This is a genomic window from Rhizobium sp. 01L419, assembly GCF_056400025.1.
Genome location: NZ_JBFTSM010000016.1, coordinates 142,517 through 158,104, shown reverse-complemented (window position 1 = coordinate 158,104; position 15,588 = coordinate 142,517). Strand labels below are relative to the sequence as shown.

Annotated in this window: 15 protein-coding genes; 2 read left to right on the top strand and 13 right to left on the bottom strand. The window is 59.2% G+C overall.

Annotation, left to right across the window (positions count from 1 at the left end; genetic code table 11):
* Positions 1 to 466: 466 nt before the first annotated feature.
* From AC1DUP_RS27445 to AC1DUP_RS27410, 8 genes are all read right to left on the bottom strand, one after another.
* On the bottom strand, positions 467 to 631 hold the full coding sequence (locus tag AC1DUP_RS27445; RefSeq protein ID WP_477835825.1) for a hypothetical protein: 165 nt from the start codon (positions 629 to 631) through the stop codon (positions 467 to 469).
* A 129-nt stretch (positions 632 to 760) separates the two neighbouring features.
* Positions 761 to 949 (bottom strand): hypothetical protein, encoded by a 189-nt coding sequence (locus AC1DUP_RS27440; RefSeq protein ID WP_477835823.1) that lies wholly within the window; start codon positions 947 to 949, stop codon positions 761 to 763.
* 162 nt (positions 950 to 1,111) lie between these two features.
* A complete protein-coding gene (locus tag AC1DUP_RS27435; RefSeq protein WP_477835821.1) occupies positions 1,112 to 1,861 on the bottom strand; it encodes an ABC transporter ATP-binding protein in 750 nt (249 codons plus the stop codon).
* The gene (locus AC1DUP_RS27430) at positions 1,858 to 2,691 is read right to left on the bottom strand and encodes an ABC transporter ATP-binding protein (protein WP_477835819.1); all 834 of its coding nucleotides are present in this window, start codon (positions 2,689 to 2,691) and stop codon (positions 1,858 to 1,860) included. Before AC1DUP_RS27430 ends, AC1DUP_RS27435 begins: the two co-directional genes overlap by 4 nt.
* Positions 2,688 to 3,623: an ABC transporter permease gene (locus AC1DUP_RS27425; protein ID WP_477835817.1), complete on the bottom strand. Its 936-nt coding sequence runs from the start codon at positions 3,621 to 3,623 to the stop codon at positions 2,688 to 2,690. The genes AC1DUP_RS27430 and AC1DUP_RS27425 overlap by 4 nt, the downstream gene beginning before the upstream one ends.
* Positions 3,620 to 4,687, bottom strand: a complete 1,068-nt coding sequence (locus AC1DUP_RS27420) for an ABC transporter permease (RefSeq protein WP_477835815.1) — start codon at positions 4,685 to 4,687, stop codon at positions 3,620 to 3,622. The genes AC1DUP_RS27425 and AC1DUP_RS27420 overlap by 4 nt, the downstream gene beginning before the upstream one ends.
* Before the next feature lie 21 nt (positions 4,688 to 4,708).
* Positions 4,709 to 6,349 (bottom strand): ABC transporter substrate-binding protein, encoded by a 1,641-nt coding sequence (locus AC1DUP_RS27415; protein ID WP_113300763.1) that lies wholly within the window; start codon positions 6,347 to 6,349, stop codon positions 4,709 to 4,711.
* A 45-nt stretch (positions 6,350 to 6,394) separates the two neighbouring features.
* Positions 6,395 to 7,453 (bottom strand): dipeptidase, encoded by a 1,059-nt coding sequence (locus AC1DUP_RS27410; RefSeq protein ID WP_113311987.1) that lies wholly within the window; start codon positions 7,451 to 7,453, stop codon positions 6,395 to 6,397.
* A gap of 216 nt (positions 7,454 to 7,669) precedes the next feature.
* Between AC1DUP_RS27410 and AC1DUP_RS27405 the strand changes: the two genes are divergently transcribed.
* Complete coding sequence (locus AC1DUP_RS27405) at positions 7,670 to 8,221, top strand: NUDIX hydrolase (RefSeq protein ID WP_477835812.1); 552 nt, start codon at positions 7,670 to 7,672, stop codon at positions 8,219 to 8,221.
* A gap of 55 nt (positions 8,222 to 8,276) precedes the next feature.
* Here AC1DUP_RS27405 and AC1DUP_RS27400 read toward each other — a convergent pair whose 3' ends face one another.
* The 3 genes from AC1DUP_RS27400 to AC1DUP_RS27390 form a co-directional block, all read right to left on the bottom strand.
* On the bottom strand, positions 8,277 to 9,302 hold the full coding sequence (locus AC1DUP_RS27400; protein WP_113300766.1) for an ABC transporter permease: 1,026 nt from the start codon (positions 9,300 to 9,302) through the stop codon (positions 8,277 to 8,279).
* 33 nt (positions 9,303 to 9,335) lie between these two features.
* The gene (locus tag AC1DUP_RS27395) at positions 9,336 to 10,877 is read right to left on the bottom strand and encodes a sugar ABC transporter ATP-binding protein (RefSeq protein ID WP_113300767.1); all 1,542 of its coding nucleotides are present in this window, start codon (positions 10,875 to 10,877) and stop codon (positions 9,336 to 9,338) included.
* 69 nt (positions 10,878 to 10,946) lie between these two features.
* On the bottom strand, positions 10,947 to 11,876 hold the full coding sequence (locus tag AC1DUP_RS27390; RefSeq protein ID WP_113300768.1) for a sugar ABC transporter substrate-binding protein: 930 nt from the start codon (positions 11,874 to 11,876) through the stop codon (positions 10,947 to 10,949).
* 388 nt (positions 11,877 to 12,264) lie between these two features.
* On the opposite strand from AC1DUP_RS27390, the gene AC1DUP_RS27385 reads away from it, so the two are divergent.
* Positions 12,265 to 12,768 (top strand): DUF1993 domain-containing protein, encoded by a 504-nt coding sequence (locus tag AC1DUP_RS27385; RefSeq protein WP_113311986.1) that lies wholly within the window; start codon positions 12,265 to 12,267, stop codon positions 12,766 to 12,768.
* Positions 12,769 to 12,774: 6 nt separating this feature from the next.
* Here the strand turns inward: AC1DUP_RS27385 and AC1DUP_RS27380 are convergent, their stop codons facing one another.
* Complete coding sequence (locus tag AC1DUP_RS27380; RefSeq protein WP_113311985.1) at positions 12,775 to 14,319, bottom strand: alkaline phosphatase family protein; 1,545 nt, start codon at positions 14,317 to 14,319, stop codon at positions 12,775 to 12,777.
* A complete protein-coding gene (gene galE / locus AC1DUP_RS27375) occupies positions 14,297 to 15,280 on the bottom strand; it encodes a UDP-glucose 4-epimerase GalE (RefSeq protein WP_113311984.1) in 984 nt (327 codons plus the stop codon). The genes AC1DUP_RS27380 and galE overlap by 23 nt, the downstream gene beginning before the upstream one ends.
* Positions 15,281 to 15,588 lie beyond the last annotated feature (308 nt).

The window sequence follows — 15,588 nt, the reverse complement described above, 5'->3', positions numbered from 1 at the left end:
GAACAGACCAGTCATCCTCGAAGCCCGGGAAAAGCGAGATAAACGGACGGTCGGCGCGCTTTGTAGCAACGGACAGACCCGTTTCGGACGTGAATTTTCGAATGGTCGTGGTTGCCCGAGCCCCTGCGAAGCCATTCAGAAAAGTTGGACACATCAGCGATAATTCAAGTGAAAGGATCCGTTTCCGCGCTCTAGATCAGCCGCATGAAAAGGCCCATGGACGATATCCATGCGCCTGAACGGCGTTCCCGGCGTCATCAACGCCTCACGCTTAGATTTCGTGATGGGTAAGATTGCATGGAACAGATAGAGAAGGATGAGGACCGGGATCGGATACCGATCGGCCAAAGTAGGGTACCCCCGCAAGGCCACTCTCCTTATGTGAACACCAAAGTGTCAGGAGAATGCCGGCGCACTCCAATTGTTCCGTATGGAGAAATAATCGATCAAATGAAGGTCGTTGGTCTCAGCCGACGACGCCACACACCATTGCGACAACGAAAAGAAATGCCGCCGTGAAAATCGTTGCATGGACCGCGGTCTGGATTTTGTGCCGCGTGGTGGCCGGCTTCTTGGCCGGCACGGATCCGTACTGGTGCACATGAGTATGCGAAATACCCAGATTTGCCATGTGTCGCCTCCGTCTGTTTGTTTGCGGCCGGACTGCCAGCTCGCATTCTTATTCTTATTCTCTATAAGGTAGGTAGAGATAAATTTCCGTCCATAGCAGACGGAAGAGAAAATCCACCCAGGCTTTCGCTCAGCAGAGCGTACGCCATGCCCAGATCCAGGAACGCTCGGCGGCGTTTTCGTCCTGGGGTGCATTAGGGGATGTTTCGATCAATCGGCGATCTTTTTCCGCCGGAATGGTGACGGAGGCAGTTTCCCTCCGCTCGGCCTTAACAGGCGGATCGAGGTAACCCATGGTCATCCCACCGAGAAAGAACATGCCTCAACCTCCATCGATCACGAAAGCTAACGGTCGTTAACGGGATCATGACAGAACCAAGGCAGCTGTCAATAGTCTAGTCGAATGGTCGTCTTTTAGGGAATCATTATCCTTAACGCCGTCGCTGCGCGAGATTTTTCAAAGGCTTGAAAATACTGGATTTCAAGCTTTCACGAAACCTTTGCTGGCCACCATCAAATTTCGCGTATAGTCCTCGTGAACGCTCCCGGCGGCAAGTTCGGCCGAGGTCAACCGTTCAACGACGGCACCGCCGCGCATCACCGCAAGCCTCTCGCACATGTGGGTGATGACCCCGAGATCGTGGCTGACCATAACAAAGGTGAGTTTCCGGTCCCGCCGAATCTGCTCCAGAAGATTAAGAACCTCTGCCTGGACGGAGGCATCGAGCGCCGACGTCGGCTCATCGAGCAGCAGGATCGACGGTTCGACGATGAGCGCGCGGGCAATCGCCACACGCTGCCGCTGGCCACCGGAAAGCTGGTGCGGATAGCGGAAGCGGAAGCCGTTGCCGAGGCCGACTTCATCGAGCGCGCGGGCTATACGCTTCTCGCTGTCGCCGATAGCGTGGATGGCAAGCGGCTCCAGAAGCAGCCGATCGATGGTCTGACGCGGATGCAAAGAGCCATAAGGGTCCTGGAAAACCATCTGCACGCTTCGGTAGAAGCTTTTGCTACGCTTGGAACCTTTAAGCACCTCACCATCGATGTGGATCGCCCCCTCGCTAACAGGTGCAAGCCCGGCAACGGCCCGCAGCAGCGTCGACTTGCCTGAGCCGGACTCGCCGACGAGACCGAAGGACTCACCACCTTCAATCGAAACGCTCACATCCTTCAAGGCATGGAAATGGTCGTAGACGACGCCGAGATGGTCGACGGATAGAGCTGTGCTCATGCTGCCCACTCCGGCTTGCGGTCGAGAACCGGCAAAGGATGGCGGTTTTCGCCGATCTGCGGCATGCAATTGAGCAAGCCCTGCGTATAGGGATGCTTCGCATTGTGAAGCTCGGACGCGGCTATCTCTTCAACGATGCGGCCGGCATACATGACGATGACGCGGTCGCAGAAAGAGGAGACGAGCCTCAGATCATGGGAAACGAAGATCAGCCCCATGCCGCGTTCGGACACCAGCCGATCCATGATCCTGAGCACATCGAGCTGAACCGTAACGTCGAGCGCCGAAGTAGGCTCGTCGGCGATCAAAAGCTCCGGCCCGGCGATCAGCATCATGGCGATCATTGCGCGCTGGCCCATGCCGCCCGAAACCTCATGCGGATAGAGATCGAACACACGCTTGGGATCGCGGATCTGCACCGCTTCCAGCATGTTGAGCGCGCGGTCTCGTGCCTCACCTCTGCCGACCCTCTCATGCGTGCGTAGCGTCTCGCAGATCTGCTTGCCAATGGTCATGACGGGATCGAGCGAATATTTCGGATCCTGCAGGATCATGGCGATGCGTTTTCCGCGCAGCTTGCGCCGCTCCGAGGCCGATGCCCTCGTCAGATCGAGGCCACTAAAATCCAGCGTGTCGGCGGTGACAACAGCGTGTTTCGGCGTCAGCCCCATTATGGCGCGGCCGGTCTGCGACTTGCCGGAGCCAGATTCGCCGACGATGCCGAGACGCTCCTTGCCGAGCGTGAAGGAGACGCCGCGCACGGCCTCGATGACGCCAGTGCGGGTCGGATAGCTGACGCGCAGGTTGTCGACGGTCAGAAGCAAACTCATTGGCCGGCCTCCTTCGGATCGAGCGCATCGCGCAGGCCGTCGCCCAGAAGGTTGAAGCCGAGGCTGACGACGAGGATGGCGATGCCGGGCATGGCGGCGACCCACCATTGGTCGAGGATGAAGCGGCGGCCGGAAGCGATCATCGCACCCCATTCCGGCAACGGCGGTTGTGCGCCGAGACCAAGGAAACCGAGGCCGGCCGCTGTCAGGATGATGCCCGCCATGTCGAGCGTCACCCGCACGATCAGCGAGGAGATGCAGAGCGGCATGACGTGCCGGACGATGATTCGTAGCGGCGAAGCGCCCATCAGCTTGACTGCCGAGATATAGTCGGACCGCCGGACGGTCAGCGTCTCGGCGCGGGCGATGCGCGCATAAGGCGGCCAGGAGGTGATGGCGATGGCGATGATGGCATTCTGGATGCCAGGCCCGAGGGCGGCTACGAAGGCAAGCGCCAGCACGAGCTTCGGGAAGGCAAGGAAAATATCGGTGATGCGCATCAGCGTCGCATCCACCCATCCGCCCGCATAACCCGATACCGTACCGACGATGAGGCCGACCGGCGCAGAGATGACGGCGACCAGCACCACGACGAGCAGCGTCAGCCGCGAGCCATAGACCAGACGCGAGAAGATGTCGCGGCCCTGATCGTCGGTGCCGAGCAGGTAGCCGGTGCTGCCGGGCGGCAACAGGCGCGCATTCCTGAGATCGCCGACAACGGGATTGTGCGTGGCGATGACATTGGCAAAGGCGGCAATCAACAGCAGCGCCACGATGATCAGCAGGCCGACGACGGCGAGCCGGTTCGCAGTAAATTGCCGCCAGGTGATATAGGCGCGGCCCAGCCGGGCCTGCATGCGCGACTGCGGCCGATCGGACAGCAACCACTCGCGGCGGCTCAGGGGCATGGAAGGCGTGGTCGGAACCGTCATCGGTTTCGCGTCCTCGGGTCGAGTATCCGATAGAGAAGATCGGAGATAAGGTTGATGCCGACAAAGACCGTGCCGATGACGATCGTCCCGCCGAGCACGGCGTTCATATCGGCGTTTTGCAGCGAGTTGGTGATGTAAAGGCCGATGCCGGGCCAGGAGAAGACCGTCTCCGTCAGCACCGAGCCTTCAAGCAAGCCGGCATAGGAAAGCGCGATGACGGTCACGAGCGGCACCGCCGCGTTCCGCAAGGCATGGCCCCAGATCACCCGCGTCTCCGACAGGCCCTTGGCGCGGGCTGCCACCACATATTCCTGCGACAGTTCGTTCAGCATGAAGCTGCGGGTCATGCGGCTGATATAGGCGAGCGAGAAATAGCCAAGCAGCGAGGCCGGCAGGATGATATGGCGGAAGACGTCATAGAAGACATCCCACTGCCCCTGCCACGCGCTGTCGAGGAGATAGAAACCGGTGACCGGCGTGAAACTGTATTCATAAACGATATCGATACGGCCGGGAAAGGCCACCCAACGCAGCTGGGCGTAGAAGATGACGAGCGAAATCAGCGCAAGCCAGAAGATCGGCACCGAATAGCCGACAAGACCGACGACACGCACGATCTGGTCGGCAATGCTGCCGCGCCGAACGGCGGCGAGCACGCCAAGCGGCACGCCGATGATGGAACCGATGATCGTGCCGACGGTGGCAAGCTCCAGAGTCGCCGGGAAAACGCGGCGAATATCGACCATGACCGGATTGGTGGTCAGGACGGAATTGCCGAAATCGCCCGATAGAATGCCTTTCAGATAGATGTAGAACTGTTCGTAGAGCGGCAGGTCGAAGCCCATCTCCCGGCGAACACGTTCCACGACATGGGTCGGCGCGCGATCGCCGAGAATGGCGAGCACGGGATCGATCGGCACGACTCGGCCGATGAAGAAAGTGACGGCCAGAAGACCGAGATAGGTGGTAGCGGCGGCGAAGAGGAAGCGCCCCAGCGCCTTCGCAAAGGAGAGTGCACGGCCCTTGCGGGGCCGCGCTTCCTGTCTTGTTTCAATGATGCTCACGGGATCAGCCTGGCTGGCTCATCACTTCGCGATCGGGCCTACATAGTTCGTGTCGAAGCTAGGCCCCAGCTTGAAGTCGTTAAGGCTCTTGCGATAGCCGGCCACTTCGATCTGTTGGAAGATGATGACGAAGGGGCTGTTGGCCAGGAACTTCTTCTGGACATCCTCATACATGGCAGCGCGCTTGGCGGCGTCACGCTCGAGCAGGGCAGCCTTCGTCTCCTTGTCAAGCTCGGGCGCTTCCCACGTATTGCGCCATGCTAGCGTCTTCACCGTGCCCGCGTCGGAATTGTCCGGGTTGGAGGTAAAAGTATCGGCGTTTGAGTTCGGATCGAAATAGTCCGATCCCCACTGGCCGATATACATGTCGTGGGTGCGGGCGCGGAACTTCGTCAGCGTCTGCTTGCCGTCGCCGGGGATGATTTCCATTTTCACGCCGGCCTGGGCGAGCGTCTGCTGGATGGATTCGGCAATGCCGGTGACCGGCTGGGTGTTGCGTACATCCATAGTGACGGAGAAGCCATCCGGCAGGCCAGCCTTGGCAAGCAATTCCTTCGCCTTGGCGACGTCGAGCTTGTAAGGCGTGTCGTTCAGCGCACCGAGCTGACCGGTCGGCAGGAAAGTCTGATGGATCTCGCCGATGCCCTTGATGAGGGTTGCGCCGATCGCATCGTAATCGACCAGATACTTGAAGGCTTCCTGGACCTCAGGCTTCTTCAGGTTCTCGTTCTTGCTGTTGAGGCTGACGTAATAGACCGTGCTCTTCGGTGCGCTGGTGGTCGCCAGATCCGCATTCTTGGAAACGGCGTCGAGATCACCAGGCTCGAGGTTGCGGGCGATATCGATATCACCGGCCTCCAGCGCCAGGCGCTGGGCAGAGCTTTCCTTCATGTAGCGGTAGATGACGCGGTTAAGCTTCGCCTTATCGCCGTAATAATTGTCGTTACGCTCCAGGACGACGACTTCGTTGGCGCGCCACTCACGCAGCTTGTAGGTACCGGAGCCGGCATAACCCGTCTTCAGCCATTCATTGCCGAAATCGTTGTCGTACTTGTGGTCGGCATCGACGGTCACCGGCTTCACGTGATCGAGAACCAGCTTCTTGTCGACGACGGAAGCGACGGTTGCCGTCAGGCAATTCAGCACGAAGCTCGGCGCATAAGGCTTGTCGACGGTGAAGGTGAAGGTGGCCGGATCGACAGCCTTTGCCTTTTCGGTCACGTTGTCGCCGGTCAGGCCGAATTGGGTGAGAATGAAGGCTGGGCTCTTGTCGAGCTTGACGGCGCGTTCGAAGGACCAGGCAACGTCTTCGGCGGTGATCGGGTTGCCGGAAGCAAACTTCAGGTCCGGTTTCAGCTTGAACGTATAAGTCAGGCCGTCATCGGAAACGGTCCAGCTGTCGGCGAGATCGCCCTTGATCTTCGACGTATCGTTCATGTCGAGACGAACGAGCAGACTATAGGTGTTGCTGGTAACCTCAGCTGTCGAAAGCTCGAAAGCCTCGCCCGGATCCATCGAGATGATATCGTCGATGGCAAAACCTTCGACGAGCGTATCCTTCGGCGTCTCTGCAAAGGCAGCAGGTGCCGCCACCATCAGGAGCGAAAGGGCAGCCCCGGCGGAAAGAAGGCGGAAGCTGCGGTTCAGTTTGGTAATCATCATGGTCTGTTCCCCTGTTTTTGATTGATTACAAAGTGTTATTTGGTTTCAGACGTCCTCTTCCCTCCACGCCGAAGCCAGGATGCGAAGCCAGTTTTCGCTGGCCATCTTCGCTAGTTCCTCCCCACCATAGCCAGCTTGCCGAAGAGCGACAATCAGCTTTTGATTACCGGCAGCATCGCCGATTTCCTCCGGAATGGTAGCGCCGTCGAAGTCCGAACCGAGCGCCACGCAATCGATTCCGACCCGGTTCACGAGGTAGTCGATATGCCTGACCATGTCGGAAAGCGGCGTGGCGACGTCGGAACGGCCGTCCGCCCGCAACATCGCGGTGGCATAATTCACGCCGACGAGACCGCGGCTTTCGCGGATCGCATCGAGCTGCCTGTCGGTGAGGTTGCGCGCGACCGGTGTCAGCGCATGGACGTTGGAATGGCTTGCCACGAGCGGCTGGTCGCTCGTCTTCGCTACGTCCCAGAAACCCTTTTCGGTGATATGGGCGAGGTCGATCATGATGCCGAGACGGTTGCACTCGCGCACCAGCGCGAACCCGGCCTCCGTCAGGCCAGGCGCCGTATCCGGCGAGCTTGGGAAGGCGAAGGGCACGCCATGGCCGAAAATATTGTGGCGGCTCCAGACTGGGCCGAGCGAGCGCAGGCCGGCCGCATGGAAGACTTCGAGCGCAGCAAGATCGGCGCCGATCGGCTCGCAGCCTTCGATATGCATGACGGCAGCGAAAATGCCCTCCGCCATCGCCTTGCGGATGTCCTTCACCGAGCGGCAGAGCCGCCAGGCACCGGCACGGTCGAGCCTGAGCGCGATCGCTGCCATTTCTGTGCCGATCGCAAGCGACGGCAGTGGATCGAGAGGAGCGGCAAGCCGCGTCGCGTAATGGCCGTTCGCATCGGGATCGGCAAAGACCAGATCGCCCGATGGAATATAGATGGCGCAGAGGCCGCCCGCCAGACCACCCGCCTTCGCACGGGGAGCATCTATATGGCCTGCCGTCGTGCCGTTGGCGAATTCCGCAATCGGATCGCTTCCGTCTTTCGCATGTGTCCAGAGCCGAAGGAGAACGTCGTTGTGGCCGTCGAATACGAGTTGCATTTGTCTTCCTGCGCTGCCCGAACGGGCGGGTCGAAGCGGCAAGAATAGAAAAGCTGACAGAAAGCGCCACCTATTTTTTCACCTATGCGCAATATGGATGCACTGCAATTTCTTGATGCAGAAAGTGGTGAAATCGGCAATGTCTTCGTGATTTGCGCTCCGCCGGCCTAATCTCGGCGGAATGCCCTTTTTGCCAACGATCCCAAAGGCATCAATATGGATCAAGAAATTCTCGACGGCCTTACTCGGCAATACCCGAATGTTCGATTGACCGGCGCCGATCAACCATTATCGGAGGCCGATTTTCAGGCGCAGAAACACAAGCATTTTTCCCGCCGGGCGTTGGGTGGAGCGATCGGCATCATCAGCAACGCCAAAGGCGAGATCGTCTTGGTCAAGCGAAGCGGTATGCATGCAGGCTGGGCTCTGCCCGGCGGAACGGTTGAAGAAGGCGAGGATTTCTCGGTCGCCTTTCGACGCGAGATCGTCGAAGAGATCGGCGTGTCTCTGGATGTGCCTTATCTGACCGAAGTTGAGCGGAAAAAGTTTATCTCACCACAAGGCGAAACCTTCGACTTCCTTCTCGCCGTCTTTGAAGCCCGGATGCATGAGGAAGAACTCCCGGAGCCAACAGATGATGCTGTCGCGGAAGGACTGGAAGCCTGCCTCTTCTACCCGGCGGAGATTCCTCCCGAGATGATTTTGGGTGATCGCGAGAAACTCACACGGTACTTGAGAAAATCGGAAACCGGGGATCCATCGCCGTGACGACGGGCATTCCATATCTAAGTCAGTGAAAAGGGGCCGAAGCCCCTTTTTCGGATCAGTGCTTGGACCGTTTCTTCTGCCTGTAGACGTCGACCACGACGGCAGCGACGATGATCACGCCTTTGACGATCTCCTGATAGTAGGCATCGACGCGCAGGAAGGTGAAGCCCGAGGTCATTACTCCGAGAATGACGGTGCCGATGACAGTGCCGGTAATTCGCCCGACGCCGCCGGTGAGCGACGTGCCACCGATGACGGTCGCTGCGATCGCATCGAGTTCATAACCGACGCCCATGCTCGCCTGTGCGGTTTCAGCGCGCGCCGCCGTGACGATACCGGCAAGGCCGGCCAGCAATCCCGCGATCACATAGACCTTGACGAGATGCGCCTCGATATTGATGCCGGAAACGCGCGCCGCCTGGGGATTGGCGCCGATGGCATAGGTGAACTTCCCATAGCGGGTGTAGCGGAGCGCAATGTGGAATATCAGAGCCACGACTAGGAAGACGACAACCGGCCATGCTTTCGTTCCGATGAAATGAAACTGCTCGGTGATCCCGGAGACCGGTTGTCCCTTCGTGTACCACTTCGCCACGCCCCTCGCAGAAACGAACATTCCAAGCGTTGCGATGAACGGCGGGATCTTCGTGTAGGCGATGAGCGCGCCGTTCACGAGACCGGCTGTCGCCCCGATCAGCAGGCCTACGACGATCGGCACGAAAGCAGGCAGGTCCGTCAGCGAGGGAAAGACGGCCCTTCCCCAGGTGGAGGACTGGGCAAAGCTTGTTGCAATCATCGCCGTCATGCCGACGACCGAGCCCGACGAAAGATCTATGCCGCCGGTGATGATGACCTGCGTGACGCCGACGGCGATGATGCCGATGACGGAGACCTGCAGGATCATGATCGTCAGGCGCTGCGAATTCACGAGGAAGCTCTGGCCGATGAAGATCCAGCCGAGGATTTCATACACGAGCGCGATACCGACAAGCACCAGGAATATGCTCAGTTCCGGCGGCATGCGTCGTCGCCTTTGTCGGGTTGCGAGCGGAGCCGTGCCCTCTGCTGCCTTGGTTGTCATGTCAAACCTCCCTTGGACGGGTGCTGGAGCGCATCACTGCGCAGCCAGTTCCATCACCTTGATCTGCGTTGCTTCGTCGCGATTGAGGAAACCGGTCACGCGCCCCTCGTGCATGACCATGATGCGGTCGCTCATGCCGAGCACCTCAGGCATTTCCGACGAGATCATGATGACTGCGACGCCGTTCCGCGCCATTTCAGTGACCAGCCTGTGAATTTCAGCCTTGGCGCCGACATCGATGCCGCGTGTCGGTTCATCGAGAATCAGGATCTTCGGATTGGTGAGCAGCCATCGTCCGATCAGCACCTTCTGCTGATTGCCGCCTGAAAGGTTCTCTACACGCTCGTAAAGGTTGGGCGTCTTCACCCGCAGCTTTTTCGCCATGTCTTCACAGGTCGCCTCGACCGCGCGCTGTTGCACGAAACCGCCCTTGACGTATCTGTCCTGCAGGACAGCGATCTGCATGTTCTCGAGAATATCGAGGATCAGCAGGCAGCCCGTATCTTTCCGATCCTCGGTCAGGAACGCCATTTGGTGACGAATGGCGGCAGTCGGCGAAGAAATCGTCACGGGCTTGCCAAAGAGCTCGATCGTGCCGGAGCTTGCCGGCGTTACACCGAAAAGCGTTTCGGCGACATTCGAACGCCCGGAGCCGACCAATCCTGCCACACCGAGAATCTCGCCGGCTCTCACTTCGAAGGAGACGTCGCGGAAGACCCTGTTGAGACAGAGGTCCTTGACGGAAAGCACGACCTCCCCGATCGGTACCTCCTCCTTGGGGAACATCTGCGTGATCTCGCGCCCGACCATCATACGGATGATGTCGTCGCGGGTGACCTCGGTCGAGGCGTGCGTACCGATATACCGGCCGTCGCGGAACACAGAAAACTCGTCGGCGATCTCGAAGAGCTCGTTCATCTTGTGGGTGATGTAGACGATGCCGATGCCCTGGGCTCTGAGATCGCGGATGATGCGGAAAAGATGCTCGACTTCACGCTCCGTCAGCGCCGAAGTCGGCTCGTCCATGATGAGCACGTCGGAATTATAGGAAACCGCCTTGGCAATCTCGACCATTTGCCGGCTGGCGACGGAGAGGTATCGGACTTCGATCTCGGGATCGATCGCAATATTGAGCCGGGCAAAAAGCTCCTCGGTCATGCGGTGCATCCGGCCGTGATCGACGAAACCGAAACGGTTCTTCGGTTCGCGGCGTATCCAGATATTTTCAGCCACCGTCATGAACGGCATCAGGTTCAGCTCCTGATGGATCATCGCGATACCGTTTTCCAGCGCGTCGAGCGGAGAGTTCAGCTGGATTTCGACCCCTTTCAGCCGAATCTCGCCTTTGTCGGGCGTATAGATGCCAGCGAGGATCTTCATCAATGTCGATTTGCCGGCGCCGTTTTCACCCATCAGCGCATGCACGGAGGCGCGCTTCAGGCGAAACTGCACGTCATCGAGTGCGACGACACCCGGAAACTCCTTGCGAACGCCCTCGGCGCTCAAGAGATATTCCGCATTCGGAATTGCACCGCTCGCGCGAACGGCAGCCATGGTTGTCGGGCTGACGGCCATAAGATCTCCTCCGGATACGGGCAGGTGAAAGGGACGCGGGCTTTACCCGCATCCCTCCTGGCGTTCGCCTCAGTTCTTGGCGACAAAATCCTTGACGTTGTCAGGCGTGACGAGCTGGAAGGGAATGTAGACCTTCTTCTCGACCTTCTCGCCCTTGGCGAGCTTGAGCGCCGCATCGAGCGAGCCCTTGCCCTGGCCGGCGGCATCCTGGAACACCGTCACATCGAGATCGCCTGCCTGCATGGCCGCAAGTGCGTCCTGCGTGGCGTCGACACCGCCAACGACGACCTTGGTCATGTCCTTGCCAGCCGCCTTCAACGCCTGGATGGCGCCGATCGCCATTTCGTCGTTGTTGGAGATGACGGCATCGAATTCAATGCCGCTGGACAGCCAGTTCGTCATCAGGTCGGAGCCCTGGGTACGATCCCAGTTCGCCGTCTGCTCTTCGACGATTTCCAGGCCCTTGCACTCGTCGGTCTTGATGACGTCATGGACGTCCTGGGTGCGCATGCGGGCGGCCTGATTGGAAAGCTCGCCCATGATAACGACGGCCTTGCCCTTGCCACCGAGAATGCGGCAGATTTCCTTCGTCTCCAGCGTGCCGGATTCCTGCTCGTTGGATGCGACGAAAGCCTGCTTGTCCGGCAGCGTATCGACATTGACCGGCTGACGGTTGACGTAAACCAGCGGAATGCCGGCATCTGCCGCAAGCTTCGACATTGCCGTCGTCGCATCGGTATCGACAGGGTTGACGATGATTGCGTCGACCTTGGAAGCGATGAAATTCTGGATCTGACTCTGCTGCTTGGAAACGTCGTTCTGTGCGTCTTCGACCTGCAGCGTCACGCCGCTCAAGGTCTTCGCATAATCTGTCATGCCGTTGCGCAGAACGGTCAGGAAGTTGTCGTCGAACTTGGCCATTGAAACGCCGACGGTTTCCGCATGTGCGGCCGTCGACAGGACGAGCGCCATTGCGGTGCTCAGGATGAACTTCTTCATGTGTATTCCCTCCACAAAGCGGTGCCCGGCTGCACCCTCCTCACGCCGGGGCCTTGGACATCCGTCCGCAGGCCTCAATCCCGCGCTGCCTCTCCCGTGGCAGCTCCGCCAAAACGGAACAAACAAACCGTAAAATTTGTTTTGCGGAATATTCATTCCATTTTATCGAAACGGCGTCAAGCCTCTTTGCCGTTTTCGGGCACCATCGCTGGAGGAAGCCGTCGCCAACAGCGATTTGGCGTGATCGGCCCGTTGCAATCCGGCCATGATGGCAGAGGAACCGTCACAGACACTTATTGTGAAAGCCGTAGAGATCCCCATCTAGTCGGAGCCCAGAACGGCTTGCGCACACCGGCCGTTTATTTGAAGATTTTTGGAGACAGAACAAATGTCCATCTCGATGTATCGCCTCACCGTTCCCATGTTCCAGCGCGGCATTGCCAGCCTGAAAACCTATCTCGATAAGGCGGAAGCCTATGCCGTGGAAAAGAAGATCGACCCCGCCATTCTTGTAAACGCGCGGCTGGCACCGGATATGCTGCCGCTTTCCGGCCAGTACCAGCGTGCCAGTGACAGCGCCAAGTTTGCGCTCGCCCGCCTGACGGCAACCGAAGCGCCTAAATTCGAGGACAATGAAACGACGATCGCCGAATTGCGCGAACGTATGGCGAAAACCGAAGCCTATCTCGCCGGCTTCTCTTCAGAGGCTCTGGAAGGAAGCGACGTCAAGGATATCACCGTGCCAGGCCGCAACGGCTCGGTTGTTCCCGGCCTCGAATACATCGCCCTCTTCGCATTGCCGAATTTCTATTTCCACGTGACGACGGCACATGCCATCCTGCGCAACCAGGGTGCACCCGTTGGCAAGCGGGATTTCCTCGGAAACTTCTGAGCCTGATCAGGGCCGGTGCGTCACCGGCCCTTTTTCCGTCAGTTCGGTATAGGCAAGCGTTTGATCGAGATGCCGCGCCCGAAGCGACAGCAGCCGTTCTGCATAACCGAGCCTTACCGACGCATAGGCCGGATCGTCAGCGATGTTGCGCAGTTCCATCGGATCCGTGACCAGATCGAAGAGCAGCGTCGGCAATGCGGCGAAATGCACGTATTTGAACCGCTTGTCCCGGATGACGGCGAGGTTCAATTCGTTCGACCCAAGGCCGAAATGCCGCTCCGTTTCGCCATGGGCGATGTCGCGGAAATCGAATTCCCAGAAGGCCGCATCCCGCCACCTCTGTGCCTTGCCGCCATCAAGGAAAGGCGCAAGCGAGTGCCCGTCGATGCCGTTAGCAGGCGCGATCCCAAGCCGATCGCAGAGCGTAGGGAACACATCGGCAGCGCTGGTGAAATCATCAACGATACCACCGGCTGCGGCCCCGCTGGGATCTCGGATGACGAGCGGAATATGATAGCTGCCGTCGAAATAGCCGCCTTTTCCGAGCGTCCAGTGATCGCCCGCCATCTCCGCGTGATCGGAGGTGAAGACGACGATCGTGTTATCCCATTCACCGGCATCCTTCACTGCTTGCCAGATGCGACCGAGCTGATCGTCCACTTCAGCGATCATGCCATAGTAGATCGACCGGACAGCATCGAAATCGGCAGCATTCCAGTCGCTGAGCGGCCCTTCAGCCCCATGGATGAAACTGCCCTTGCCAGCACGCGGCATGGCATAGGCGAGATAGGGATGGCTGCGCTGTTCCGTTTCGCGGTCTGTCCCACGCGCAAAGGCCGGACCTTCACCTGGTTTGAACATCCGGTTGAACGGCTCCGGCACAGAGAAAGGCGGATGCGGCCGCAGGAAAGAAATATGCGCGAACCACGGTGCGTCCTGCTCGCCCATCCAGCGGATGAATTCGCCGGTCAGGAAGGCCGTCTGTGTCTCTTCGCGTGAATAGACGGGAGCCCCGTTGGAAATTTCCCCGGCCGCGGCACCCACCGGAATATGGATATCGCGGCTGACAGCGCCGGTGCGACCGCGCGAGCGCAGCCAGGAAAGCCACTGTCTCTCATGTTCGGGCAGGAGCTGGCGAACTGTGAAGCCGGGCAGCACGCCTTCATAGGTCGTCAGATGTGGATCATTGGCGTCCATTTCCCGCGGATCGGGCGCCGTATCGGTATAGCCGAACAGCGTCGGATCATAACCTGCCCGCCTTGCCGCCAGCGCCAGATTATCGAACCGCCGGTCGAGCGGCGATCCGTTCCGGCAGACGCGGTGGTTCATCTGGTAGAGGCCGGTATAAAGTGTCGCGCGCGCCGGCGAGCAGGGAGCAGCCCCGGCATAATGCCGCCGGAAGAGCGTCCCCTCTTTCGCCAGAGCGTCCACAGCAGGCGTCCTGACGCAGGCGTGCCCCACAGCCGAGAGGCAATCGCCGCGCCATTGATCCGCAGTGATGATGAGAACGTTGGGCTTCGGCCCGCGTTCAGTGCTGATTTGATCTCGCATGCCAGTTCCAGGCCGACTGGATGATCTGCGAGAGATCATACTGCGGCACCCAGCCCAGTATGTCCCGCGCCTTGTCGTTATTGGCGACCAGTGTGTGCGAATCGCCTTCACGACGACCGATATACTCGACGGGGAACGGCTTGTTGGAAACGTCTTCGATGGCGCCCAGCAATTCCTTCACCGTGGTGCCGGTGCCGGTGCCGAGGTTCAGCGCAACGGAATCTCCACCCTTCAGGAGATATTCGACGGCGCGCACATGCGCATCGGCAAGATCCAAAACGTGGATGTAATCGCGCACGCAGGTGCCGTCGCGCGTCTCATAATCGCTGCCGAACACCTTGAAGCCCTGGCGGCGGCCCAGCGCCGCATCGATCGCCAGCGGGATGGCATGCGTTTCCGGCTGGTGCCATTCGCCGATACGGCCCTCGAAATCGGCGCCGGCGGCATTGAAATAGCGCAGCACGACGGAGCGAAGACTCTTGTACTGGTCGTAATCGGCAAGCGCCTGCTCGACGATGTACTTGGTGCGTCCGTAGGGATTGATCGGCACCTGACGGTGCGTCTCGTCGAGCGGCACGCTCTGCGGCAGACCATAGGTCGCGCAGGTGGAAGAGAAGACGAACGCATTGATGCCGGCTGCCTGCGCCGCCGACAAGAGCGTCAGCGTGCCAATGACATTGTTCTCGTAGAAGGAGACCGGATCCTTGACCGACTCACCGACTTCGATCAGCGCCGCAAAATGCAGGATTGCCGACGGCTTGTGTTTTGCCAGCACCTCATCGAGCCGGGCGCGATCGCGAATATCGCCCTCTTCCGCCGGTCCCCATTTGACGAATTCGCGATGGCCGTTGGAGAAATTATCGAAGACGACGGGCGTGTAGCCCTTGTTCGCCAGATCGAGACACGTATGCGAGCCGATATAACCAGCGCCACCGACCACAAGAACCGTTTCACCTGCCATGCATTTCACCTCTTACAAGCCACAGATGCACGGACATTAGCCAAGTTACACGTCAGTAAAAAGTTATCTCGGTTACATATCTGCAAAAAGAAGAAGATTAGAGATGTCTTTCATACGAAATGCGCCTGCTTACAGGACGATTGCGTTGCCGGCCCCATCGAAAACCGGCGTGCACCGAGTCGCCGGCAGGTCCGCCGGTACGGCTTCCACGTCGAAGACATTCATTATATCGCTGGCGTCATCGGCAATGAACGCTGCCGTTTCGGTCTTTTAGTGGTCGAAGAGATCGCGCGACATCTGGCAGACGA